The 24,802-nt window shown below is 40.2% G+C and carries 21 protein-coding genes; 9 read left to right on the top strand and 12 right to left on the bottom strand.

The features are described 5' to 3' along the window. The first annotated feature begins 22 nt into the window (after positions 1-22). Positions 23-310, top strand: coding sequence for a hypothetical protein (locus NLF99_RS09155; protein ID WP_254527859.1), 288 nt, complete (start codon positions 23-25; stop codon positions 308-310). Positions 311-323: 13 nt separating this feature from the next. On the opposite strand, the gene NLF99_RS09150 is transcribed toward NLF99_RS09155, so the two are convergent. Genes NLF99_RS09150 through NLF99_RS09130 form a run of 5 tightly spaced genes read right to left on the bottom strand, consistent with a single transcriptional unit; the run spans position 324 to position 4,745 of the window. Beyond that, positions 324-1,508 (bottom strand): class I SAM-dependent methyltransferase, encoded by a 1,185-nt coding sequence (locus NLF99_RS09150; RefSeq protein ID WP_254527857.1) that lies wholly within the window; start codon positions 1,506-1,508, stop codon positions 324-326. Further along, positions 1,501-2,769, bottom strand: a complete 1,269-nt coding sequence (locus NLF99_RS09145; RefSeq protein WP_185213677.1) for an aspartate kinase — start codon at positions 2,767-2,769, stop codon at positions 1,501-1,503. The genes NLF99_RS09150 and NLF99_RS09145 overlap by 8 nt, the downstream gene beginning before the upstream one ends. A gap of 5 nt (positions 2,770-2,774) precedes the next feature. Then, positions 2,775-3,626, bottom strand: coding sequence for a DUF3298 and DUF4163 domain-containing protein (locus NLF99_RS09140; RefSeq protein ID WP_185213678.1), 852 nt, complete (start codon positions 3,624-3,626; stop codon positions 2,775-2,777). Continuing rightward, entirely contained in the window at positions 3,607-4,056 is a 450-nt protein-coding gene (locus tag NLF99_RS09135) for a GNAT family N-acetyltransferase (RefSeq protein WP_185213679.1), read from the bottom strand. The genes NLF99_RS09140 and NLF99_RS09135 overlap by 20 nt, the downstream gene beginning before the upstream one ends. Next, positions 4,056-4,745, bottom strand: coding sequence for a YggS family pyridoxal phosphate-dependent enzyme (locus tag NLF99_RS09130; RefSeq protein ID WP_185218403.1), 690 nt, complete (start codon positions 4,743-4,745; stop codon positions 4,056-4,058). The genes NLF99_RS09135 and NLF99_RS09130 overlap by 1 nt, the downstream gene beginning before the upstream one ends. A gap of 77 nt (positions 4,746-4,822) precedes the next feature. On the opposite strand from NLF99_RS09130, the gene NLF99_RS09125 reads away from it, so the two are divergent. The 3 genes from NLF99_RS09125 to NLF99_RS09115 all read left to right on the top strand — a co-directional run bounded on the left by NLF99_RS09125 (position 4,823) and on the right by NLF99_RS09115 (position 11,057). Then, entirely contained in the window at positions 4,823-5,548 is a 726-nt protein-coding gene (locus tag NLF99_RS09125) for a DUF4296 domain-containing protein (protein WP_185213681.1), read from the top strand. A gap of 3 nt (positions 5,549-5,551) precedes the next feature. After that, positions 5,552-7,930 carry an endonuclease MutS2 gene (locus NLF99_RS09120; RefSeq protein ID WP_254527856.1) on the top strand — a complete coding sequence of 793 codons (2,379 nt, stop codon included), beginning with the start codon at positions 5,552-5,554 and terminating at the stop codon, positions 7,928-7,930. A gap of 460 nt (positions 7,931-8,390) precedes the next feature. Further along, positions 8,391-11,057, top strand: coding sequence for a TonB-dependent receptor (locus NLF99_RS09115; protein WP_185218400.1), 2,667 nt, complete (start codon positions 8,391-8,393; stop codon positions 11,055-11,057). 934 nt (positions 11,058-11,991) lie between these two features. Here the strand turns inward: NLF99_RS09115 and NLF99_RS09110 are convergent. Then, positions 11,992-12,696, bottom strand: coding sequence for a TIGR00730 family Rossman fold protein (locus tag NLF99_RS09110; RefSeq protein WP_093097958.1), 705 nt, complete (start codon positions 12,694-12,696; stop codon positions 11,992-11,994). Positions 12,697-12,907: 211 nt separating this feature from the next. On the opposite strand from NLF99_RS09110, the gene NLF99_RS09105 reads away from it, so the two are divergent. Together NLF99_RS09105 and recR are read left to right on the top strand one after the other, a co-directional pair. Beyond that, on the top strand, positions 12,908-14,185 hold the full coding sequence (locus NLF99_RS09105) for a Gfo/Idh/MocA family protein (RefSeq protein WP_254527855.1): 1,278 nt from the start codon (positions 12,908-12,910) through the stop codon (positions 14,183-14,185). A 98-nt stretch (positions 14,186-14,283) separates the two neighbouring features. Further along, positions 14,284-14,898, top strand: coding sequence for a recombination mediator RecR (gene recR, locus NLF99_RS09100; RefSeq protein ID WP_185218398.1), 615 nt, complete (start codon positions 14,284-14,286; stop codon positions 14,896-14,898). On the opposite strand, the gene NLF99_RS09095 is transcribed toward recR, so the two are convergent. The 6 genes from NLF99_RS09095 to NLF99_RS09070 all read right to left on the bottom strand — a co-directional run bounded on the left by NLF99_RS09095 (position 14,895) and on the right by NLF99_RS09070 (position 21,948). Beyond that, positions 14,895-16,112 (bottom strand): MFS transporter, encoded by a 1,218-nt coding sequence (locus tag NLF99_RS09095; RefSeq protein ID WP_185213686.1) that lies wholly within the window; start codon positions 16,110-16,112, stop codon positions 14,895-14,897. The genes recR and NLF99_RS09095 overlap by 4 nt on opposite strands. 13 nt (positions 16,113-16,125) lie before the next feature. Further along, a complete protein-coding gene (locus NLF99_RS09090) occupies positions 16,126-17,091 on the bottom strand; it encodes a bifunctional UDP-sugar hydrolase/5'-nucleotidase (protein ID WP_185213687.1) in 966 nt (321 codons plus the stop codon). Then, positions 17,066-17,830 (bottom strand): 5'-nucleotidase C-terminal domain-containing protein, encoded by a 765-nt coding sequence (locus tag NLF99_RS09085; protein WP_237235631.1) that lies wholly within the window; start codon positions 17,828-17,830, stop codon positions 17,066-17,068. The genes NLF99_RS09090 and NLF99_RS09085 overlap by 26 nt, the downstream gene beginning before the upstream one ends. Positions 17,831-17,935: 105 nt before the next feature. Then, positions 17,936-19,171 (bottom strand): ROK family protein, encoded by a 1,236-nt coding sequence (locus NLF99_RS09080; protein ID WP_254527854.1) that lies wholly within the window; start codon positions 19,169-19,171, stop codon positions 17,936-17,938. A gap of 974 nt (positions 19,172-20,145) precedes the next feature. Then, positions 20,146-21,405, bottom strand: a complete 1,260-nt coding sequence (locus tag NLF99_RS09075) for a PQQ-dependent sugar dehydrogenase (RefSeq protein ID WP_254527852.1) — start codon at positions 21,403-21,405, stop codon at positions 20,146-20,148. Positions 21,406-21,435: 30 nt separating this feature from the next. Next, positions 21,436-21,948 carry a YqgE/AlgH family protein gene (locus NLF99_RS09070; protein ID WP_237219560.1) on the bottom strand — a complete coding sequence of 171 codons (513 nt, stop codon included), beginning with the start codon at positions 21,946-21,948 and terminating at the stop codon, positions 21,436-21,438. 186 nt (positions 21,949-22,134) lie between these two features. Between NLF99_RS09070 and pdxH the strand changes: the two genes are divergently transcribed. From pdxH to NLF99_RS09055, 3 genes are read left to right on the top strand one after another with little or no spacing between them, the layout of a single operon-like run. Next, positions 22,135-22,788: a pyridoxamine 5'-phosphate oxidase gene (gene pdxH / locus NLF99_RS09065; protein WP_185218395.1), complete on the top strand. Its 654-nt coding sequence runs from the start codon at positions 22,135-22,137 to the stop codon at positions 22,786-22,788. A gap of 2 nt (positions 22,789-22,790) precedes the next feature. After that, positions 22,791-23,282, top strand: a complete 492-nt coding sequence (locus NLF99_RS09060) for an NADH-quinone oxidoreductase subunit C (protein ID WP_302328325.1) — start codon at positions 22,791-22,793, stop codon at positions 23,280-23,282. 2 nt (positions 23,283-23,284) lie between these two features. After that, a complete protein-coding gene (locus tag NLF99_RS09055; RefSeq protein WP_254527850.1) occupies positions 23,285-24,478 on the top strand; it encodes an NADH-quinone oxidoreductase subunit D in 1,194 nt (397 codons plus the stop codon). Positions 24,479-24,802: the final 324 nt, after the last annotated feature.

Genomic DNA, 24,802 nt, shown 5'->3' with positions numbered 1-24,802 from the left:
TGAACAATTTAATTTAAAAATTATGTTTGCCGTAAAAGTAGAATATGAAGTTTTTCCCGAATATGAAGGAGAGAATAAAGATAGGATCCAGGATTTCTTAAAGGCGTTTGAGGGATTAGATAATTCGAGGTTCAGGTATTCCGTATTCCAGGACCGAGAAAGCAAGCGATTCATCCATCTTTCCGAATATAAGGATGAAGTGATCCAAACAGAGTTGCTATCCAATCCGATTTTCTTAAAATTCCAGGAAGGAAGGGACAAAAACTTGAAAAAAGGACCTTCAATTACTTGGCTTTACTGTGTACTTTAGCTCAATAACTATTTTATCGAATCCTCATGCATTCGATGACAATAAACTGATTGTTACTGTCCGTAGTAAAGAATAGGTAGGTTTTTCCGCCATCTTTGATCTTATGTTTCTTACGAATCACCTCGACTTTCTCCGGAAAATTTCGAGTGGCAATATTGGCCTGGACAAACGGATTGTTCTTTTTTAGACTTGAATAGGGAAGAACCTGTTTTATTTCGAACACCCTGCCTGGAAACTCAGGTTGAAAAACCTCAGAAGTATATAGATGCGAGTGTTGATGGAGCTTTCCTAATCCAAAATACTTCCCAACGCTCTTAAAGGCACCAGCTTTGCTAAGCGCGACATCCGAATCATAGAGATAATGCTGTGGTTCAGCATAGCGGTTCATCGTTGCCCTTTCTGCGTCATAAGTAAACTCAAATGTTTGCAGTTGATCGGCAAATAATCGTATAGCCTTAATCTTGGTCTCTCCTTCAAATCCGCGCTCCTGAATGAACAACAACTCCTTACAATCATTATCCAGACTGATGACATAAACAAATTTGACATGTTTAAGGCTTGTCAACGCAGTACTGATATCCAGAAGGGGAGAAACTTTGCTGATGATGTATTTGCTCTTGCTAAAGAAAAGGTCCTGGTTGGCAACAATATTCGGTTCACAATCCTCCAAAAGAAATACCTTTCCTTGGTTCACCCTTCTTGAGGGGTCTACATAGATATAATCAAAGGCATGGTCTTCACTCTGTCTGAGTAATTCGATGCCATCAGTAGCTTTGCAAACCAAATTATTGACCCGGAGTATGCTGGCATTATAGGCCACAATTTCAGAAAGCCTTTCATTGAGTTCACAATGGATGACCTCTTCAGCCTCTTGCGCTAAATAACAGCTGTCCACAGAAAAGCCCCCTGTCAGATCAATAACACGGCTTCCTTTCGCAATCAAAGTTTGCTTGATGAGTGCAGTATGTTCAGAGGAACACTGCTCGAGATTGATCTTATCAGGATAATAAATGCCTTCGCTGAAAGCCCAGGTAGGTAATTTCTTAACGCTACGTTGCCATCCATCAATCTGGGAGGCCAATTCTGCTGAGCTCACATTCGGAAAAGGACTTTTCTTCAAGGCTACCTCTGCGGGAGATTTCTCCCGGTTAGCCTTAATGAATTGTTGAACATCCTTCTCTAAAATGTGTTTATTCATCTTTGTTTTTCACCAGCATTTGGCAAGTGTAACTATCCTTAAGTTCGCGAAAAATTTCCTTATTTACCAAAACGCGATCTATAGTTTGTTGATTGTAGTATCGAATGGTAATTAATTCTAATCCAGTGGCCACTGATACCTTATATCTCTTTTTCAACTGTTCCAATAGGTTTAGGACATTCTCTCCGGTATCATCCACGCTTACCGAGAAACTGATAGCAGAGTTGTGCATCATATTGATCTTGATTCGATTCTGGTGGAAGGCATCAAAGATATGGCTCAAGTTATCCTCTACGATAAAGGAGAAATCGCGCGGTTGAATATTGATAAAGACCTGATTGACCTTAAAGATAAAAGAAGGCACAGGAAGGGTTTGGTTCGTTGTTTTTATCTGTGTACCAGGCTCTTCTGGGTTAATAAATGAACGGACATTCAGTGTGATTTTCTTATTTTGAAGCGGTTTGATGGTTTTAGGATGAATCACCGTTGCTCCATAATATGTTAATTCAATTGCATCGGTATAGGATAGTTCAGGAATAAGTTCTGTTTGGTCAAACCACTTAGGATCCGCATTCAGGACTCCCGGTACATCCTTCCATATCGTGATGTTTTCTGCATTTAGGCTTGCAGCAAAGATGGCCGCAGAATAATCTGAACCTTCTCGGCCAAGGGTAGTCGTAAAGTTTTCAGAAGTTGAACCGATAAATCCTTGTGTAACGACGATATATTCATCTAAAATGCTTGGCAGATCCTTTCGGATCTTTTCTTCTGTCTTTTCCCAATCCACTTTGCCCTCACGGTAAGTGTTATCGGTCATGATAAAATCCCTTGCATCCACCCATTGGGTTGCTAATCCTTGATAAGAAGAATATGCAGCAACAATTTTGGTAGAAAGCAATTCTCCTACAGAAACGATCTGGTCATAGAGATAGTCATAGTCATCTTGCGGTTCTTCTTCCAAGATCCACTCAATTTCTACAAAAGTATTGGCGATATCATCATAAACAGGATGGTTATGGTCAGGAAACAATTCATGCAGGATATCAAAATGTTCTTTCTTCAAACTTTCAAGGTGTTCAAAACATGCACCATCACGTTTGATGTAACTCTCTGTCACTTTTACCAACTTATCTGTCGTTTTACCGATTGCCGAAACCACGATCAAAAGGGAAGAATCCTTATATCGTTCAACAATGGAAACTACATTTTTTATATTTTCTGCACTTTTAACGGAGGCTCCGCCAAATTTAAATACCTGCATTTACGCTACTGAATTGAATTGTAATACTCTGTAATGTTTTTTATGTAATTCTTTCCGGTCTGGGTCATACAATCCTGAATTTCTTCATAAGGAATGGTGAGATAAGTGGTACCTCCCGAATAGGGTTTGATTTCGTAGGGATTATAAAAAAATATGATGCCCTCTTTGGAAACCCCATAATTAGCTGCCAAGGAAAATGTGTCATTTTCGAAGAAATAATCATCCTTATAGCTGCTGGTATCCGAGAGTCCTTCCTCTTTTCGAAAGAATCTTTCTGCAATTTTAGTAAATTCTTTCATCTTATTCTCAGAAATAAACGTATTCAGCTTTAATTTTTCTTTTGTTTGGACATCATAAACGTTCCATAGGGTATAACTATTGCCATGGGCACCTCCCGAAAACTCATAGGTGATATTGTCCATCATGATGAGATAGGGGTTATTCATCATCACACCGATAAAGGTTTCCTTTTGCCAAGCAAGAGGATGTTTTACCTCATTTTCTTCAACAAAATTGGCATATCCCTCCAAGAAATTATGGACATATTGTTCCAATGTCTGTTCCTTGTCCAAAAGAATGTTTTCTTTGACGTATCGGTTCATCGTACTGTCCTCAAAAATTGGATATGTCAATCCAACATAGGTCGTGTCAATCCGATCACCATCTGCAGCAAAATAAGGACTGATCTCTTTAATGCTGGTGTCGTTGTAAACAAGGGTGTCTTTAGATCCAGTAACGACCACTTTATGCGATTTAGATCCATCTGTTTTGTTGCTCTGACAAGAACTGGCTGAGGCCAAAAGGAATACAGACGCTAAGATAGGGTATAGGCTGGGTCTAAAAATTGATATTGACATTGATCCACTCTTCATCGAATTTGCTGTTATACTTTTTATAAAAATCTATTGCTGGGGTATTCCAATCTAGTACCTGCCACATCATCCCAGAATATCCCTGCTCTTTGGCATAAGCAATGGTATGATCCAGCAGATCTTTTCCGAAACCTTTGCCACGCATGCTTTCCGTGATGATAATGTCCTCTAAATACAATCTTCTCCCTTTCCAGGTCGAATACCTTATATAATATAAGGACATACCAATAATTTCACCTTCGTATTCACCAACAAATGCCCACCAAACCGGATTTTCCCCAAATCCAGAATCTTCAAATTCCTCCATGCTGACCGTCACTTCTTCAGGTGCTTTTTCAAACAGGGCCAATTCCTTGATCAATTCCAATAACCTTGGGCAGTCTGCCTTTACTGCATTGCGAATGGTTAAACTCATTATTGTGCTTTATAGTGTTTGATGACTCTCTTACCAAATATGGTACTTCCTAATCTTACCATATTGCTGCCTTGCTCGATAGCAATCTTATAATCAGAGCTCATACCCATGGACAAGATATCAAAACTTTCCTCTTTGCGGAAATAAGTGGTCTTTATTCCGTCAAAAAGCATTTTTAACTCATAGAACTCTTCTTTAATGATCTTTTCGTTTTCCGTATTGCTGGCAATCCCCATCAATCCTCGGATACGGATGTTTTTAAATCCTTCAAACTCCTCAGAACGTAATAGTTCAATCGCCTCAGCATGGTCCAAACCGAATTTTGTATCCTCATCAGCAATATACACCTGCAATAGGCAGTCGATGATGCGGTTGTTCTTTAGCGCATGTTTATTGATTTCAGCCAAAACCTTCAAGGAGTCAACAGAATGGATCAAACTTACAAAAGGAGCTATGTATTTAACCTTATTGGTCTGAAGGTGGCCAACCAAATGCCATTCAATGTCTTTGGGCAAGCTTTCATATTTGGCAACGAGGTCCTGAACTTGGTTTTCACCAAAAATCCGTTGACCTGCCTCATAGGCCTCCATAATATCTTCATTAGGCTTTGTTTTCGAAATCGCAACTAATGTAACACCGATAGGCGACAATTCTTTTTGTAATTCTGTAATATTCTTTGCTATACTCATGATGAAAAAGGGTTCGCATTGATGAAAATTGGAAAGCTTATTGCAAGCTTTTCCGTATTTTTGTACAAATTTACAAAATGCAACGCTTAATACTGGGTTTACTTCCTTTGTTTTTTATCGTTTTCTCCTGCAAAAAGCAGGTTCCTGAAGGTATTTTGCCCCAAGAAGACATGGTTGAGCTCATGACCGAGGTGCATATCCTTGACGGTTACATTTCTAATATACCCGTGGATAGTGCCAAAAAGGTCATTGACCCGCTGTATGAGCAGCTTTTTGCTAAATTCGGAATAGATTCTGCAAAATTTACCAAGAATGTAAATTATTATTTCGGAAATCCCACATTAACCGTAAAGACTTACGACCAGGTCGTCAAAACCCTGGAAAAAAGAGAACGCAGTTATTATAGTCAGGATTCCTTGAAGAATCTCATTTTGCAGGATAGCATGAGCAGAGTTACCAGAATGCAAGTTAAATTACAGACCTTGAACAATATGATCCTAAATGCCGAAGCTGATTCTGCGGAACTTAGCATTGCCGATAGGACCAGAAGATTTTATGAACCTGTAGGATTGATGCGCTTTTGGGAAAAAAATATTTTGGAAAAGAAAGCACCAATGGGTACTGAAACCCCCGATATATCTACTTTGCCAATCCCTGAAAATACAACTCCCGAAACTTCACCTGATGTACAAAAACCAACTGAGTTGAAGCCGCAGGATAATTTAGATACTATTCCTTTTAGACATCGAAACGAAAGACTGAAGCCGGTCACTAGGCCACGCGAAAGACCTATTGTACAATAGCAAATGATATATCCACAGAACGCAGTAGAAAAGTTAGGATTTACGGAAATTAAGGAGCTCATCAAGGCAAAATGCCTTAGTGAGGCGGGGAAAGAATTGGTAGATAAAATCCAACCTCAAGTGAAATTGGATTTAATCGATCGCTTCTTGCGTCAGGCAAATGAGTTCAAGGAACTCCTTGTCCATGATGCTCCTCTTCCTGTAGACCATTTTTACCCTATAAAAGCCATTATTGAAAAAGCAAAAGTTGAAGGCTCCTTCCTACTGGAAGAAGAATTTCACCGTGTTTTGCTATCCCTAAGGACGGTTTATGCCGTAATCCGTTATTTCAATGACCGTGCTCAGCAATACCCAAACCTGGAACTGCTTTTCGAGCACCTTCCTATAGAAAAGAATATCCTGCGTCAGATCGAACAGATCATCGACGATAGGGGAAAGATCAAGGACAATGCCTCTAAGCTCTTATTAGAAATAACCTCACAGATCAGCAAAGCAGAACAGGAAGCAAGGAAACGCCTTGATACTGTTTATAAGCAAGCGCAACAGAATGGTTGGACAGCTGATGGGAGTTTGACCATCCGCGACGGTAGGTTATGTATTCCCATTCTAGCCGAAAATAAGCGTAAGCTGAAAGGTCTGATCCATGATGAATCGGCTTCAGGCCAAACGGCTTATATTGAACCTGAAGAAGTGTTCCACCTTAATAATAAGGTTAGGGATCTGGAATTTGAAAGAAGGAGGGAGATCGTCAGGATCTTGACCACGCTGACTTCTGAACTAAGGCCTCATGTTCCCTTATTGTTTGCATACCATGGGCTGTTGACCAAATTGGATTTTGTGAGGGCCAAGGCATTGTTCGCATTGGATATAGATGCGCAAATGCCTGAACTTTCCAAAGAAGCTGAAGTGTTCCTGGTAAATGCCAAACATCCACTTCTTTATTTGGCATCGAAACAAGAAGGTCATCATTCGGTCGTTCCATTGAATCTCAGGATCGATGGAACGGATCGTGTTTTGTTGGTTTCAGGACCTAATGCAGGAGGTAAATCCGTATGTATGAAAACCGTTGGCCTCTTACAGTTGATGTTTCAATCGGGCCTGTTGATTCCTTGTGATACCAATTCTAAGCTTGGTGTTTTCAAGCAATTCTTTGCGGATATCGGGGATGATCAATCCATCGACAGCGATTTAAGTACTTACTCGGCACATCTTTCCAAGATGAAGCACTTTACCCAGTTTTCAAATGCCAGGACAATGGTCCTGATCGATGAATTCGGAACGGGTACAGATCCGCAGTTCGGTGGCCCTATTGCCGAAGCTGTCTTGGAAGTACTGAACAAAAAGCAAATTCGGGGAGTGATCACGACCCACTATTCAAACCTGAAAGTCTTTGCGAGCAATTCAGAAGGTATCGAAAATGCATCCATGCTATTCGATAATGAAGCGATGAAGCCTTTATATGTGCTTCAGACAGGGAAACCAGGTAGTTCCTATGCCTTTGAAATCGCACAGAATATTGGTTTGCCTAAAGAAGTCCTTCACCTAGCCAAACAGAAAATCGGTGTTCAGCAAAAGAAAGTAGATACCCTATTGGTCGACCTGGAACGCGAAAAGAAAGAGGTCTACGATACGAAGGTTGCCATCAATCTGCGTGAAAAAGAAATCGTAGGACAGCAAGCTGAATTGAATGAATTAAAGAGCTATTTGGAAGAGAATAAGCGACAATTGCTCAAAGATGCCAAGGAAGAAGCTAGGCAGATCATTAAGAGCGCCAATAAACTGGTTGAAAATACCATTGCTGAAATCAAGACCAAACAGGCCGATAAGGAAGAGACCAAAAAACTGAGAGCTGGATTGCAACATGCTTCCGATAACCTGAAGGAAAAATCAGTTAAGGAAATCAAAAAGCCTGAGGTTGTCAACGAAACTGCTGAAACGGTAGAGGTAGGGGACTGGGTGAAAATTATTGATACAGGTAATGAAGCCCAAGTGATTGAGATTGCGAAGAATAACCTGATCTTGGCCCTCGGTGATCTCCGGACGGTTGTCAAAAAAAATAAAGTAGAAAAACTGAGAGGAAAGGAGAAAGCTAAGGCCGCTAAGCGATTTAGATCCGTTGCTTCGGATAGTGTTGCTGACTTTAGTCCCGAGGTTGATGTACGTGGCATGCGAACTGAAGATGCTTTAGGTAAAATAGAGCAGGTTTTAGATCGCGCCGTTATGATTGGATATCCATCATTAAAGATAGTACACGGTAAAGGAGATGGGATTTTGCGCAAATTCATCCGCGATTATTTAAGGAAATATAACCAGGTTAGCCGTTTTGAAGATGAACATGCCGACAGGGGCGGAGATGGGATTACCTACGCTTACCTGGACTAAGAAAATTATAGCATTTGAAAGGGGACTAAGTTTTTAGTTCCCTTTTTTTTGTTCCAAAACATTAATTACTCCTTTTCAAAATTTGGGATTATCGAATTTCAAAAAAAACGTTGCTTTATTTTCCTTCTTATCGATCATGTTAATCGCCTGATTTTTGTCCGTTTATAAAAATAGTTGTTGCGATAACTGCTAAATCGTTAGAAATAGGAAAAAACTTTTCAACAATTTCAAGAATGTTAAAATTTGTTAAAATATCAATTTCCCATCGGTTTCATTGCCAAAATTTCAACCAAAATGAATAGTTGTTTAAAAAACTAATTAAGTTTTAAATTTTTGCTTACTCGAATAAGTCAATTAAATGCAAAAACGTGGTAGTGAGTATATTAAGTTTATGTTAATCGAGATTGAAAATCAATATGTCTTTATACTTTTGCACTACTTATTTTAATAAAATAGAAGTATGAAAAAAATCTCTACTCAATTAGTAACATTATTCTCAATGTTGTTGCTTTGCAACGTCGCTTGGGCACAGACAGTCCTAAGAGGTGTTGTAACTGATGGCACCAATCCGGTTGCGGGGGCATCTGTATTAGTACAGGGCACATCGGCAGGTACATCGACTGATGCAAATGGAGCTTTTACCCTGAACTCTCCAAAAACATCAGGTGTTTTAATTTTCCGCGTTCTAGGATTCAACACTAGCGAAATCAAATTCGCAGAAGGACAATCTGATTTAGGAACAATTGTTTTACAAGCTCAAGAAGATGGTGAAGCAATTGGTGAAGTAGTGGTAATTGGTAAAGGTATTATTGATATCGCCGATAGAAAAACGCCTATCGCTGTATCAACCATTACACCTTTAGAAATTCAAGAAAAAAGTGGTGCTAACGTTGAATTCCCGGAATTAATGAAGAACACCCCATCAATCTACGTTGCCGACCAAGCAAGTGGTTTTGGTGATTCTAAAATGTTCGTTCGTGGTTTCGACCAATCGAATACGGCATTCTTATTAAATGGTCAACCTATCAATGGTATGGAAGATGGTAACATGTACTGGTCTAACTGGTCAGCTATGTCTGATGTTGCTAACTTGATCCAGATTCAAAGAGGTCTTGGTTCTTCTAAATTAGCTATTTCTTCAGTGGGTGGTACAGTGAACATCGTAACTAAAGCTACTGACATGGTAAGAAGAGGTTCCGTAGGTATGTCAACTGGTAATGATGGATTAGCAAAAGCTATGATTTCTTACAGTACTGGTATGCAAGGAAAATGGGGGGTATCATTTATGTTGAACGGATGGAGAGCTGATAAAAAATATGCTCTAGGTACTGCAGGTGCTGGACAAAACTATTTTGTTTCTGTGGGTTACAAGCCAAATGATAACAACACCTTCAACTTCATGATCTTTGGTGCTCCACAGTGGCACGACCAAAACTTCTCTAAACCTTTAGAGACTAGCTACAGAGAAATCGGTCCTACAGGAAATAAAACTAAAGTTATTGCTACTCCAGGTTATGATATCACTGGTGAAAGAGGTAACTCTAACTACGGTTGGTACAACGGTGAAGGTCTTTCTCAAAGAACTAACTTCTACCACAAGCCAGTAACGAACTTAAACTGGGACTTGAAAATTGATGATAAATCATCTCTTTCTACCGTACTTTACGCTTCAATGGGTAAAGGTGGTGGTACTGGTATCTTGGGTAATGGTCCAGGTTATACCGTTAATGGTTTTAACGCAGCAAATGGTACTACAAACTGGGATGCCCTAGCTGCTATTAATGCTGCTCAACCTAACAAAATCTCTAGCGGAAACAATGGTTCTGCATTAAGAGCTTCTGTAAACAACCACTTCTGGTACGGTTTGGTTTCTAACTACAACTTCGAAGCAAACGAAAACTTCTCTTTCAACTTAGGTGCTGATTTACGTTTCTACAAAGGTGATCACTTCCAACAATTGATTAACCTATTAGGTTCTGAAGGTCGTATCGCCGATAATAAAACTCGTGAAAAAGGTTATGTAGTTTCTGAGACTTTCTCAACTAACCCTTGGTCTTCATTGTTCAATAGTGCTGATGTAGATCAAAGAGTAGGATATGACAACTCCGAGAAAATCAATTACCAAGGTCTTTTTGGTCAAGTAGAATATAGTTTAGATGGATTCACTGCATTCGTTCAGGGTTCCCTTTCTAACCAATCTTACCAAAAAATCGATCGTTGGAACTATGCTGAAGGCGAAAAGAAATCTAAATTCGATAACAAATTCGGTTACAACATTAAAGGAGGTGCTTCCTATACTTTCGAAGATGCACACACAATTTTCGCTAATATTGGACAATACTCCCGTCAACCATTCTTAGATAACGTATTTGTTTCTAATACGGTAGATTTTGTAGATCCTTCAGTGGATAATGAAAAAATCTTCGGTGTTGAGGCTGGTTATAAATATTCTAACCCAATCGTTGCAGTTAGCTTCAATGCTTACTACACAAAATGGGATAACAGATTCACTGATTACACAGCAAGAGATTATACTGTAGGTGGAACAACATACCCTGATGTAACTTACTTATTCACTGGTGTTGGTCAGCTTCACAAAGGTTTAGAATTAGAATTTGATGTAAACGTTCTTTCTAACCTTAAATTAAGAGGTTACGGATCAATCGGTGACTGGAAATATGATGGTACATCTCCTTACCGTGTAAGAGATAACAACTCATTTGATATCGTTTTCGAAGATAAAGCAGGTCAAGATTTAACTGGTGTAAAAGTAGGTAATGCTGCACAGACAACTTTTGGTCTTGGTGTTAAATACTTTATCCTTCCTCAATTCTCAATCGATGCTGATTACAACCACTATGCTAGATTATACGGTAATGTGAATGTAGATGACGTAATCAAATCATCTTTGAACAATGAAGTTTACCAACCTGAAGAATTAAAAGCTTATAACGTAGTAGATGCTGGTTTAAGCTATACTTTCAACTTGAAAAACGGTAAAAACATTAAATTCAGAGGTAATGTGAAAAACCTTTTCAACGAGAACTACTTCTCTAGAAAAGATGCTTTCGGTTATTTCTACGGTTTAGGTACTACTTGGAACACAGGTTTGACTTACAACTTCTAAGCAAAAATTTAATTCCAATAAATATTGAAAGTCCCTCGGTTGTGCCGAGGGACTTTCTTTTTATAATGTTGTTCATGCCAGCTGGCTGTTTACCTGTGTTTTGACAATTTGAGTAACACTTATCGAAACCTAATGACATTATAGTGCAATGAAAAAACTGCCTTAATATTTTGGCGATAGGGTACCAGACGGCAATGTCCTTATTTAATTCTTTTAGTCATAATTAGAAGTGAAAATTTGGACTAAATTTATAAGAAGTTGATGACAGGATGTTGGCCCTGAAAAACATTGATTTCTTAATTTCTATATATAGAACCCCATCGGGGCAATGTCATTAAGTTAAGGTTTTTTGTGTCATCCTGACGCAGGAAGGATCTCGGAACAATCCAAATCAAAGAACCGAATATTAATTTTTGAATTAGGGAACAGTTCCTAAATCTTCGATTTAGGAGGACAGTGTCCTTTTGTGGAAAACCGTACAGATCCCTTACTAATCGTTCAGAATCAAAATTTGCTAAAGAGGGATTCAGAGTGAAGCGAAGAATCTATTTTTTATTTATTTAGAGGTTTTTGTCATCCCGAAATCGTAAGATGAGGGAACTATTTTTTTACTTTATGCCCATAAAAGGAGATTTGTTGTAAAATATTTCACCCACGCAGTGGGTTCGCCATTACAGACATCAAGTTTCTACAAAGATTTCACCCCCTCTAGGGGTTATTATCTGTCCTAAAAGGATAAAGGAGTTAATCACCCTAAAGGGAGATATTATTGTTAGGATTGCAAGAGGTGGGCTTATGCAATAAGCCCCTACAAAATCGGCTACCTTTCCATCCTGGTTCAATCCCCGATCTTGGCCCATCCTCTCATCCGTTCCATCCTGGTTCAATCCCTGATCTTGGTCCATCCTCTCATCCCTTCCATCCTGGTTCAACCCTAAAAATTCGGTTTCAACAGATATTTATCATAGAACCTAAAGATATGTTCAGTAGCTTCTTCCGCTGTATCCACCATTCTGTATAGGTTCAGATCTTCCTCGCTGATATATTTATTGCCAAGCATGGTGTTTTTGATCCAGTCAAAAAGGCCGTTCCAGTATTCAGTACCAACCAGTACGATAGGGAAGCGGGCAATCTTACCAGTTTGTATCAATGTAACAGCTTCAAACAGTTCGTCCATTGTCCCGAACCCTCCTGGCAATACGATATAACCTTGAGAATATTTCATGAACATAACCTTGCGGACAAAGAAATAATTAAACTCCAGTAATTTATCGCGGTCAATATATTTATTGTGGAATTGCTCATGTGGCAGTTCAATGTTCAGTCCTACCGACTTACCTCCGGCCGTATAGGCTCCTTTATTGGCAGCTTCCATGATTCCTGGTCCACCACCTGATATAACACCGTACCCGCGGTCTGCCAATAGCCTCGCAATCTCTACGGTCATTTGATAATATTTATGCTCATCCGGTGTCCTTGCCGATCCAAAGATCGAAACACAGGGGCCAATCTTAGCCAATTTTTCAAACCCATCTACAAACTCCGACATGATCTTAAAGATTTGCCAAGAGTCTTTTACCTTAATTTCTTGCCAAGTTTTATTGGCAAATGAATTTCTGATTTTATCGTCTTTAACCATTTGGTCTTTTTGTTTTTTGTCCATGAAAGGGCTTTTTTCGCCCTTTTCGATGTAATATAAGGTTTTATATTAAATTTTTCGAAAGCTTGATGATTGTTGTTATTATCATAAAAAAACATAAATATTTCAATTAAATTTTGAATTATTAAACTGATTTAATACATTTATCAAACGTAAACCTATTCACGACTGAAAAAATCTTAAACCTATAATGAATAGACGGGACTTTATTAGTAAAACCGCTTTAGGCGCAGCTGCAGTTACCATAATACCTAGACATGTCTTGGGTGGTAATGGCTTCTTGGCACCTAGCGATCGTCTCAACCTAGGATTTATCGGTGTAGGCAAGCAGATGTACGGTCTTTTGAACCAGTTCATGAAAATTCCGGAGGCCATGGTCATTGCGGCTGCTGATGTGGATAGTAGCAAACTGAATAATTTCATTGGCAAGGCTAATAAGCTGAATGCCGCTAAGGCTGCTCATCAGGTCCAAGGTTTTGGACAGTATAGGGATTTGCTGGCCATTAAAGATATAGATGCCGTAATCATTGCTTCTCCTGACCATTGGCATGCCATGCATGTGGTTGATGCCGCAAAAGCAGGGAAGGATATCTATTGCGAAAAACCTCTGGCTTTGACCATCGATGAAGGTCGTGCAATGGTAAATGCAGTACGGAAATATAAAAGGGTTTTGCAGACAGGAAGTATGCAGCGCTCCCAATATAATTTTAGGCAGGCAGCTGACCTGATCCGCAATGGTTATATCGGTGATATCAAAGAGGTCAATGTATCGGTAGGAGAGCCTGTAAAGGAATGTGATCTGCCTTCCATGCCAACCCCTGCACATCTTGATTGGGATTCGTGGATCGGCCCATCGCTTTACCGTGGCTATAATCCAATCTTAAGCCCAGCTTTAGATGCCCCTGAATGGTCCCTATGGCGACTGTATCATGGATTCGGCGGTGGATATGTAACGGATTGGGGAGCCCACATGTTTGATATCGTTCAATGGGCCTTAGGAATGGACCAATCAGGACCTGTTTCTTTTACTCCGCCAGATATACCCATGGCGAAGGAAGGTCTATATTTCACCTATAAAAATGGAATTAAAGTCCATCATAAATCTTGGGGGAGCTTCAATGCTATCCAGTTTTTAGGGACAGAAGGTAAGATTGAAGTATCCAGGGAATTCCTGAGATCTGATAAAGCGGACCTCCCAAAATTACAGATTGCCGAGAAGGATCGGAAGGTGTACTATTCGGAAGACCATTACCAGGATTTCGTTGATGCCATCAAAAAACGTTCTAAACCAATCTGTGATGTTGAAATTGGACATAGAACCGCTACAGTATGTAATGCAGTCAACATCGCCTATCAAATACAGAAACCTATCAAATGGGATCCGAACAAAGAAGTGTTCGACAGCCCATTTGCCAATAATCTAAAGGGTAGGGCATACAGAGGGAAATGGGATTATTTGGATTTTTAAATTAGAGCACACATAGATTTGTTTCATAAACCGATGCGCCAGATATTCGAAAGAATTCTGGCGTGTTTTTTTGCTCTTTATTTTCGTAATTTTGAAAAATGAACTTTTCGTCAAAACTATTGGAACAGGCTGTGGAAGAATTTGGAAAACTTCCCGGCGTCGGTAAAAAAACAGCTTTACGCTTGGTCTTGCATCTCTTGAAACAATCTGATGCCGAGGTGAGCCGTTTTACTGAATCCTTGGACCGATTGAAACAAGACATTAAATATTGCCGTACCTGTTTTAACATCTCTGATTCTGAGCAATGTGAAATCTGTGCTTCCCCGAAGCGTGATAAAGCCTTGATCTGTGTTGTCGAAGATACCCGTGATGTAATGGCTATAGAAAATACCAACCAATATAGTGGAGTTTACCATGTGCTTGGCGGCTTGATATCACCTATGGAAGGAATAGGGCCAGCAGACCTGAAAATCGAGGGTTTGATAGACCGTGTACGTTCCGGTCAAGTCCAAGAAGTAATTCTAGCACTTAGTGCAACCATGGAAGGGGACACCACGATATTTTACCTCTACCGCAAATTGAAAGAGTTCAATGTGCAGATCAGTACCATTGCCAGGGGTATTGCCTTTGGTGGTGAACTGGAATATGTAGATGAAATCACTTTGGGGAGATCTATTGCAACAAGAGTCCCATATGAACGGAATGTCGGTTAATGTTCTGTTTTCATCTTGCTGATGATCCAATAAAATCCAACCCCACAGAAGATCAATATCAATCCTGCTGATGTCCACAAGGTAGAATAGCCAAAGTGTTCAGCTGTATAGGTTCCTAAGAAGGGAGAAAATATATTGGCAGCAGCAAAAGCCAAAGAGTTAAAGCCCATATAAGCGCCCTGATTGCTCCGACTGGCTCTGTTGATGGCTACGGTGGCTGTAAATGGTAATGTTAACATCTCTCCAGTGGACAGGAAAAACATGGCTAGGTACAACCAGGCAATCCCAAAGTCTGCCGTCAACATCAAGTAGGACATTCCAGAAATCGCCGTTCCCCAGAGCATAATCTGCCGGACTGAAAATCGATGTTCCACTACATGGACCAGTACCATCTCAAACAATACGATCACAAAACCACTAAATCCAAGCAATAAACCGATTTCATCGGAGTGGAGATTGTGCGCCTCTTTATAGAAGAGCGGGAGTGTACTCAATAATTGAAAGAATGCCATCGAGAACAAACAGCATAAAATATTGAATACAATAAAGAGTCCGTCCTTATAGGCATTTCTGACAGGTTTTTCATCTTCAATTTCCTGAACCTTCGTCTGACCTATTTCAGTCCTTGCTTTTCTGTTTCTAAAGAAATATATAAATACAATAGCTGCACAGGCTGCAGCGATGGCATTACCGTAAAATATCCAGTTATAGGAAAACTTAGCTAAAAAACCTCCTAATGCCGGGCCTATGGAGAAACCAAGGTTCACTGCCATCCGGTTTAGGGAATAGGCACGGGTGATGTTTTCAGGCTTGGCATACCTTGCTACAGAAACGGAGTTGGCTGGACGGAAGACGTCCGCAACCAAGGTCAAGATGAAGATCATAATGGCCAAGCCCTCAAAGGTCCTGAAGTTAGGCAGTAATAAGAACAGCGGAATGACCAAGATCAAGCTCCAGGTCTGTACCTTGAAGTTCCCGAATTTATCGGTTAACCAGCCTCCCAGCCAGGATCCGCAGACTGAACCTAAACCAAAACAGCCCAATACGAGACCTATCTGCGTTTTGCTGAATCCTAATTCCGAGGACATGTAAATCCCCAAAAATGGAATTACCATGGATCCCGCACGGTTGATCAGCATAACCAATGCCAATAGCCATGCAGCAGGCGATAAGCCTTTATAGGAGTTGATATAAAGTCGTACTAATGCTCTCAATAGTGTGTTTTATCTAAGCAATCCTGCTTGCTAGGTTGTCTAATCTTTTGTCTATGCTATAGGTCGTTGCTATACTTCGCTTCGTCCCTTTCTTTTTGTCAAGAATAAAATCTATCCTGCCTAAGTTAACCCCAGAAAAGCCCGTTTGGTTTACCAAGGTTATCTGGTTGTCCAGATTCTTCACCTCAGTCGGTTTGTCCAAGAAAGTATGGGTATGCCCACCTATGATCAGGTCAATATGCCTTGAATTCTTTGCCAGCATCAAATCTGATACTTTTTCCGTATCGTAGTTGTAGCCAATATGCGAAAGGCAGATAATCAGGTCACACTTCAACTCGTTTTTTAACTTCTGTGTATATTTAGCGGCGACCTCGATCGGATCTGAAATCTTAACACCTGCATAGCTTCGCGGATCAACCATACCTTTTAAGTCTACACCGACTCCAAAAACACCGATTTTTACAGAATCTCGCTCGAACACCAGATAGTCCTTGGTTTTTCCTTCCATAATGGTTCCCGTAAAATCATAGTTGGAAGTGACAAAAGGGAAGTTCGCCTTGTCAAAATGCTTAAGTAATCCCGGTAATCCATTGTCAAACTCATGGTTACCGAATGTTCCTGCATCATATCCTAATTTCGACATGAGTTCAAGTTCTACCTTGCCATCAAAAACATTGAAATAGGGCGTGCCCTGAAACATATCTCCTGCATCAAATAACAGCACGTTCTTTTCTTCCGAACGGATCTTCTGGATGAGGGTGCTTCTTCGGGCCACTCCGCCTAAACCTTGTAACCTTGACCCATCCATGGGATAAGGTTCAATACGGCTATGTACATCGTTCGTATGTAGAAAGGTAATCTTTACTTCTTTAGATTTACTATAGCCTACAAATGGAATGGAACTCAAGGATGCGGTTGCTCCCAAAGCCATTACGCTTTTTAAAAAGCTCCTTCTATTCAATGATCTTAACTCTTCCATCTAATTTTGCTTCTACTTTTTTACCTTCTTTTGTTAATTCCTGTACATAGCTGATCAAAGCTTCGCGCACTCTTTCTGCAGTAACATTCTTACTGATGGGACTGTTGAGCCCTCTAACGAGATCACCTCCGTTGGCAATGAAGTCGTAAGTGACCAACTTATAGGTTTTATTAGGATCGATATCTTTCCCGCCAATCTTGAAACTTTGGATTTTCTTGTCCTTTATGACCTGTTCAACATTCCCTAAGGGCTGACCATTGGTTTCGGCAATAAAATCTGCCAATACCTGAACATCCGTTCCCTTAAGTTCCAATATGGTAATGTAATTCTCGAATGGCATGACCTCAAAAATAGAACCTACGGTCACATTGCCCTGTTTGATGCCAGAACGGATACCGTCTTTGGTAGCCATGGAAAATACTACCTCCGGGTCGACTTTTTTGCCGATGGCCAATAGCGCATCTGAAAAGAAGTTGCTCAATTCTGACTCAGGAAGATTGCGGTTTTTTATCAGTGCCTCTGGTGCATATCCCAATACCTCGTTCATCTTATCCTCAAGTTGGTTCTTATAGGGTAAAATGTAATTTGTAATCGCTGTATCTTCCGCAATCTGATTGTTGATTGCCAACATTTGTTTGTTTGATACAGCTGCTTGGTAAAATGTGGTCTTACAGGAGCTGAAGACCATAAGCACAGTGGCCCAGAATAGGACGCTGTACTTGGATAGCTGTGTACTCATATTTTGAAATTATACGCAAAGGTATTAAGATTGCCCTGAATCCAAAAGATTTTGAATATAAAAGAAGTGCTGAATGTTAAAGATTAATATTCAGCTAACCATTCCTTAATTCCTACCGATGCGTTCCTCAAAATAGCAGTTCACAAAATGTCTTGCCAAGGCAAAGGATAACCCATTGTCGCCCAAGGTAGAAACCTGTAGGCTGCACCCTGTCGCGATCTTGCTCATGGAATAGGTCTGGATCTGTTGTTGGATCGGAGTAATCATGAGCATAGAGGTTCTGGCAAAGCTTCCAGAAAGCACAATAGTTTCGGGGTTGAAAACTTGCATAAAAAGGGATATTGCCCTGCCTAGTTTGCTGCCCAGTTCAGAAATCAGCTGAATGGCATATTGATCACCATCCATGGCAGCCTGGATAATATGTTCAGGTGTCAGCTGCAAATTTTCATATTTTGATACGATTAGGGTAGGGATGCCAGCTTCAATGTCCCGGGTAGCCTTGTTTACCAGCGCAGTACCGGAAACCAAGGTTTCCAGACAGCCACGCTTGCCGCAGTAGCATAACTCGCCATCGTTGACAAAACTGATATGGCCCATTTCACCGGAGAATCCATCTTTACCCAAATAGATTTCCCCATTGGAGACTATCCCCAAGGAAATTCCCCAATCTAAACGGATCACTAAAGCATCCCTTTTCCGCTTCAGTTTTCCGTAGAATTTCTCTGCCAAGGTTGCAGCCTTGGCATCATTGATAACCTTGGTTCTCTTGTTGAACTCATGTTCCAGATGGTTCTCTAGGTTGAATCCTGCTTCGTAAAAATAAGTGAAGTTCTCACCTGAGTAACGGTCAATTAGCCCCGGCATAGAAATAGATATCCCAGATACTTGCTCCATGTCCAGTTTTTGATCCTTGATGTATTTTTTAACAATGATCAAAAAGGCAGGCAGTTCCTTTAGGTCCGTAGAGATTTCAAATTGAAATTGCTGCGGAATATTGAGAATGTTGCAATTGTTGTCTACCAGAGCGATACGAATAGACCTGCGGTTGATTTCTATGGTCAGAACTCGAAACAGACTGTCGCTTAATTGGTATAAATTAGGTTTTCTTCCACCTAAGGATTCACCACGTTCGTGCTGATTCAGATATTTCTTCTCCACTAACTCCACCATCAACGTGTTCAAGGTTGGAAAACTTAAGGTCAAACTCTTCATTAAATCATTTACCGAAGCATTGTCAAGTTCATAAACGGCTTTTAATAATTTAAGTTTTTTCTTCGCTGATTTGGCAGTTTTTTTAGATAAGCCCGATGGACTCACTAATAGCTTTTCAATAAATTTCATGTTTGTTTGAGTTAATAAAATCTCATCGTTAATTTTTGAGGCTTAAATCAAAGTTCAATCACAAGAATTAACTCAATTAAATTAAACTAATGAATAAATATTTAAATTTTAATCTAAAATAAATAAAAAAATTAATATTCAAATTAAAAAATGCTTATAATGAGTCTAATATGTTAAATTTATTTGAAAGTAATATGTTTTATTGTAAAATTTTACAAAATGAATGTTAATAATTTTAATTGGATACGGTTTTGATAAAATCCTGAGTTAATATCTTATTTGGCTGATCATAGGTTTACAGCATACTTTCCGAACAGATCCTTTGCTGATTCTGAACGTTTGGTGAAGAATCTGTGCGGTTTCCCTCTCACAGATCCTGTCATCCGAAGGTTAAGGAACTGCACGACAATTCCATTCTTAGCTTTCCTTGACTAATTCTGAGTTATTCGGAGACCCTTCCTATGTACGAATGACAAGTTTGTTAGAACTGTGTTTCTAGCCTTCAGTTCCATATTTATTTATCCGAAGAATTTTTCTAGCCGCCATACATCCTCAGTGGGGATGAATTATTTTAGCATGAATGATATTAAACAATATAGGAGTAGCGAAAAACTGATGTTCGATTAATCGAACATCAGTTTTTCGCTACATTTAGACTAACGTGCCATGTTTGCTAAAATAATGGAACCCCGAAGGGGTTCTATAACTCAAATTTCAGGGCCTAAATGTTTTCGTGGAAAAAGACTGTCATCACCTTTCTTTAAATTTAGTCCAAATTTTTCAATCCGGATATATTCTTGTTTAATCCTCTCATCCTTTGCATCCTGGTTCATTCCATGATCTTGGTCCATCCCCCCCATCCCGTACCTAGAGCGAAGCCGATGGGCATCCTGGTTCAAAAATAAAAAAAGGGGCACTCTTCAAGCGCCCCTCTTTATTATCCAAAAACACCTTTTTCAAGGCATTCTCTAATTTTACTTTTTGTCGATCTTAAATAATTTACCGCCATCAGTAACGCTGTACAATGCTCCATTTTTACCTTGGATTACATCTCTAAAGCGTTCACCTTTATCCGCTAATAATCTTTCTTCGCCAACAACTTTGTTGTCCTTGATGACCAATCTAGCGATATGCGTACTGCTCAAGCCTCCGATGAATAGGTTGTTTTGCCATTCAGGAACATTCGAACCTGTGTAGAAGGTCATTCCACTAGGTGACAATACGGGGTCCCAATAATAAACTGGTTGCTCCATACCTTCCTTTTGTTGGATAGGAGGGTTACCGATTTGATCTCCTTTATATTCGATACCATAGGTAATCGTAGGCCAGCCATAGTTGTTTCCTGGTTTGACCAAGTTGATTTCATCACCTCCTCGAGGTCCAAATTCTGAGTCCCAAAGTTCTCCGGTAACGGGGTTGAATGCCAAACCTTGAACGTTTCTATGTCCATAACTGTAGATTTCTGGTTTTGCATCACCTTTGCCGGCAAAAGGGTTTCCAGCCGCTGGTTTACCATCGGTTGTGATTCTTAAGATCTTACCTAGGGCAGAATTTAATTGCTGTGCTTGCGGACGAGTTTCAAGGTCTGAACGCTCTCCTGTAGACACAAATAGATTACCTTCTTTATCAAATAAGATACGGCCACCATAGTGCAGCTTACCGTTGTAGGTTGGCAAGGCTTGGTAGATCACTTTAGCGCCTTCAATGCTTTTTTCATCCTGTGATAACTTACCTTTGGCTACGGCAGTATGGTTGCCCCCTGAAACAGGTTCTGCAAAAGTCCAGTAAACCATTCTGTTGTTGGCAAAGTCAGGATCTAGGGTGATGCCCAATAAGCCGCCTTGACCTTGCGAATCTACTTTTGGAATACCTGTAATCGCTTCACCGATGGTTTTTGCATTCGGGTCGACGATACGCATGGTACCTTCTTTCTCAGTAATCAATAGTCTTCCATCTGGGAGCTCTGCAATTCCCCATGGAGTTTTTAGACCTTCAACAACCACCGCAGCTTCATAAGGTGAAGTAGTCTTTACGCCTGCAATTCGGGTTTGACCCTCAAATGCCGGTTTGTAATCTGTATTTCCTGGTTTTGTTTCAACAGGCGGGTATTTCGTCGTGTCCTGTACTACTGCGGTTGAATCCTGCGGTTCTGTACCGTTGGAATTCGCTCCTGAACAAGCCACGAACGCTGTAGTTGCTGCCAAAAACAATGCGTTTGAGAAGTGTTTCTTCATGTTGGTTGATTTATGTTTATTTGTTGTTTTTCAATTGAATTCAGGTCTTTTCGGGAAATTTGCAACATGTGCATATTTCGGACCCATACTGATCAAGGCTTCCTTCCAAAGATTTTCGCCATCGGTAATAAAGGCCAGGTCTATATTAAATGAATTATGTACTGCCCAAGAGTTCTGTTTGATCTCTCCATCAAGTTGACCCGGACTCCATCCTGAATATCCTAGGAAAATCTTGACTTCTTCACTGCTGATCAAATTTTCGTTGATCAGATATTTTAAACGTTCAAAGTCACCACCCCAATAGAGGTCATCTACGATATGGGTGCCGCCTTCGATTTTCTCGTGGGCCTTGTGGACAAAGAAAAGCGCATTTCCTTCCACTGGACCACCGAAGTATAAAGGTATTTCAGAATTGTCAACCTCTTCAAGGACATCCGATAGCATAAGCATGGAGCGATGGTTGAGGATCAATCCGACGGTTCCATCGTTTTCATCATGCTCGCACAACAAGATCACTGAGCGCTCAAAATTCTGATCCAGCATGAAGGGCTCAGATAAAATTAGACTGCCGCGTTTTGGGATATATTCGTTGAACATAACAGAATAGATGTGTTTATACCAAATTTATAGAATATCATTATTAATCCACTGTAAAATAGCAATAATTTTTCATTTCATTTTCTATAAAAAATGGATATTATGTTAAGTTTGTAGGAAATATCCTTTGCCATGTCCATTGAACATAAAGAAATTGCCGCCATTCGGGAAGACTATGTGAAAAGCAGTTTGAGCGAATCGGACGTACAGAAAAACCCTATCGAACAATTCCAAAAATGGTTTGATGAAGCCATGTCCTCGCAGGTCACTGAACCGACTGCCATGGTCGTTTCTACGGTCTCCGAAAATGGCTATCCCTCTTCCAGAGTTGTACTGTTAAAGGACATTAAAACGGAAGGTCTGAGTTTTTTTACCAACTACAACAGTAGGAAAGGACAAGAGATCATCCAGAACCCACATGTTTCGGCCTTGTTTTTCTGGCCTGAATTGCAAAGACAGGTACGCTTTGAAGCAGAGGTCGAAAAATTACCTAAAGCAGATTCTGACGAATACTTCTCCATTAGACCTAGAGGTAGCCAAATCGGTGCCATTGCTTCTCCTCAGAGTGCCATTATCCCTGATCGGGAAACTTTGGAAAAAAGAGTAGCAGAAGTGGAAAAGGAAATGGAAAATATTAAAGAAGTCCCAAGACCGGAATTTTGGGGTGGTTTCCTGTTAAAACCTGTTCGGGTTGAGTTCTGGCAGGGAAGGGGAAGCAGACTCCATGACCGCATTGTCTATATAAAGGATGATGGCAATTGGACGATCAACCGTTTAGCGCCTTGATAATGATCCAAGAAATAAAAAAATACCTAGAGGAATACGTACATATCGATGCGGTGCAGGATGTGCAGGAGCATGGGCTACAGCCTGCTCTTTTTATTGCACCTGAACATCTTAAAGAGGTTTGTCTTTTTCTCCGGGATAATGAAAACTGCTATTTTGATTTCCTGGCAAATATCACGGCAGTAGATTATTTTCCGCAAGAATACTTTGAGCTGGTCTATAACCTAACTTCCATTCCCTTTCAAAAACAACTTACGCTTAAAGTAACGCTAGATGCCGGAAGAGACCTGAATGAATTGCCAGAGATTCCTTCTGTGTCTGAAGTTTGGCGAACAGCGGATTGGCATGAACGCGAGGCCTATGACCTGATGGGTGTTTTCTTTACAGGTCATCCTGATTTGAGACGCATCCTCATGCCTGAAGACTGGGTGGGGTATCCACTACGTAAAGATTATCAAGATCCTGAAACTTATCATAATATCCCGATCAAATAGTTATGAACGAAAGATACCTACAAGCTAATAAAAACTATCAGGATAAAATTAATTCGGTTTCATCTCAGGAGATGGTAATCAACTTGGGCCCTCAACATCCATCTACCCATGGTGTTTTGAGGTTGGAGTTGATCACTGACGGTGAAATCGTTAAGGAAATCATTCCACATATGGGCTACCTGCACCGTTGCTTTGATAAACATGCAGAGTCCATGAATTACGGAAAGACTATTCCCTTCACCGATCGTTTGGACTACTTAGCTTCCATGAACAATGCACATGCCTTTGTGATGGGGGTTGAGCGTATGCTTGGAATTCAAGATAAAATTCCCAAAAGAATTGAATATATCCGTGTCTTGGTCACCGAACTGAACCGTATTGCATCCCATTTGATTGCCATAGGGACCTATGGGATCGATATTGGAGCTTTTACACCTTTTATGTGGTGTTTCCGCGATCGGGAACATATCATGAATATGTTAGAATGGGCTTCCGGTTCCAGGATGCTCTATAATTATATCTGGGTTGGAGGTTTGTTCTATGATATCCCGGTCAACTTTGAAGAACGTTGCCTGGAATTTATCAATTACTTTAAACCGAAATTGGTCGAATTGGACGACCTATTGTCCAATAACCAGATTTTTATACAGCGGACGGCCAATATTGGCGTTCTGCCAGCTGATGTAGCCATCAATTATGGCTGTTCAGGACCTATGTTGCGCGGCTCAGGTATCAAATGGGACCTGAGAAGGGTGGATGGGTATTCCGTTTATCCGGAGTTGGATTTTGAGATCCCTGTAGGTAAAGGCGAAATGGGTGCAGTCGGAGATTGTTGGGATCGCTATAAGGTCAGGGTAGATGAGGTCAAAGAGTCTGTCAAGATTATTGAACAATGTTTGCCAAGATTGATGAGTGATTTCAAGAGAACACCTGACTTTGACCCTCGTGGCATGGTACCAAAGAAAGTAAACCTGAAAGCGCAGGAATATTATGTCCGTGCCGAAAACCCTAAGGGGGAACTAGGCTTCTATTTTGTCACGCAAGAGAAAACCGACATCCCTAAGCGGGTGAAGGCTAGAGGACCCAGCTTCAATAACCTTTCGGTGTTGCCAGAGCTTGGTAAGGGAGTGCTCATCGCTGATCTGATAGCCATTTTAGGTTCCATCGATATTGTGCTTGGTGAAGTCGACCGCTAAAATAAAACCGCATAAAAACGCAAATATTATTAGGAATAATCTTTTTAATAACTATATTTGCTATCTCATAATTTAAGTTTATAATTGGTTAATAGTTAGGGGAGCAATTGCCAGATTGCTTCCCTTTCTTTTTTGTTTTACGCTAATTAAACGCTATTTTCCTACTCATTTTTTGACATATAATTTGGAACATAGGAGGCTTTGACAAATTTTGTCCCTGATTGGGAATTCTTTTGGTCTCATTCGAGACATATTCGGGATGCTTTGCGAATTTTGAAAATATGCCTCGAATGAGGTCGCTTTGAAATCGATAAAACCTCATGG

The sequence above is a fragment of the Sphingobacterium sp. LZ11T8 genome (assembly GCF_024261425.1).
GTDB lineage: Bacteria > Bacteroidota > Bacteroidia > Sphingobacteriales > Sphingobacteriaceae > Sphingobacterium.
Note: the sequence above shows the minus strand (reverse complement) of the source record. Positions and strands in the feature narration are given on the sequence as shown.

Bases quoted from the DNA above. Each gene is read 5' to 3' on its own strand.
- NLF99_RS09155 (WP_254527859.1), top strand. From the start codon at position 23: ATGTTTGCCGTAAAAGTAGAATATGAAGTTTTTCCCGAATATGAAGGA.
- NLF99_RS09150 (WP_254527857.1), bottom strand. From the start codon at position 1,508: ATGAATAAACACATTTTAGAGAAGGATGTTCAACAATTCATTAAGGCT.
- NLF99_RS09145 (WP_185213677.1), bottom strand. From the start codon at position 2,769: ATGCAGGTATTTAAATTTGGCGGAGCCTCCGTTAAAAGTGCAGAAAAT.
- NLF99_RS09140 (WP_185213678.1), bottom strand. From the start codon at position 3,626: ATGTCAATATCAATTTTTAGACCCAGCCTATACCCTATCTTAGCGTCT.
- NLF99_RS09135 (WP_185213679.1), bottom strand. From the start codon at position 4,056: ATGAGTTTAACCATTCGCAATGCAGTAAAGGCAGACTGCCCAAGGTTA.
- NLF99_RS09130 (WP_185218403.1), bottom strand. From the start codon at position 4,745: ATGAGTATAGCAAAGAATATTACAGAATTACAAAAAGAATTGTCGCCT.
- NLF99_RS09125 (WP_185213681.1), top strand. From the start codon at position 4,823: ATGCAACGCTTAATACTGGGTTTACTTCCTTTGTTTTTTATCGTTTTC.
- NLF99_RS09120 (WP_254527856.1), top strand. From the start codon at position 5,552: ATGATATATCCACAGAACGCAGTAGAAAAGTTAGGATTTACGGAAATT.
- NLF99_RS09115 (WP_185218400.1), top strand. From the start codon at position 8,391: ATGAAAAAAATCTCTACTCAATTAGTAACATTATTCTCAATGTTGTTG.
- NLF99_RS09110 (WP_093097958.1), bottom strand. From the start codon at position 12,696: ATGGTTAAAGACGATAAAATCAGAAATTCATTTGCCAATAAAACTTGG.
- NLF99_RS09105 (WP_254527855.1), top strand. From the start codon at position 12,908: ATGAATAGACGGGACTTTATTAGTAAAACCGCTTTAGGCGCAGCTGCA.
- recR (WP_185218398.1), top strand. From the start codon at position 14,284: ATGAACTTTTCGTCAAAACTATTGGAACAGGCTGTGGAAGAATTTGGA.
- NLF99_RS09090 (WP_185213687.1), bottom strand. From the start codon at position 17,091: ATGGAAGAGTTAAGATCATTGAATAGAAGGAGCTTTTTAAAAAGCGTA.
- NLF99_RS09085 (WP_237235631.1), bottom strand. From the start codon at position 17,830: ATGAGTACACAGCTATCCAAGTACAGCGTCCTATTCTGGGCCACTGTG.
- NLF99_RS09080 (WP_254527854.1), bottom strand. From the start codon at position 19,171: ATGAAATTTATTGAAAAGCTATTAGTGAGTCCATCGGGCTTATCTAAA.
- NLF99_RS09075 (WP_254527852.1), bottom strand. From the start codon at position 21,405: ATGAAGAAACACTTCTCAAACGCATTGTTTTTGGCAGCAACTACAGCG.
- NLF99_RS09070 (WP_237219560.1), bottom strand. From the start codon at position 21,948: ATGCTGGATCAGAATTTTGAGCGCTCAGTGATCTTGTTGTGCGAGCAT.
- pdxH (WP_185218395.1), top strand. From the start codon at position 22,135: ATGTCCATTGAACATAAAGAAATTGCCGCCATTCGGGAAGACTATGTG.
- NLF99_RS09060 (WP_302328325.1), top strand. From the start codon at position 22,791: ATGATCCAAGAAATAAAAAAATACCTAGAGGAATACGTACATATCGAT.
- NLF99_RS09055 (WP_254527850.1), top strand. From the start codon at position 23,285: ATGAACGAAAGATACCTACAAGCTAATAAAAACTATCAGGATAAAATT.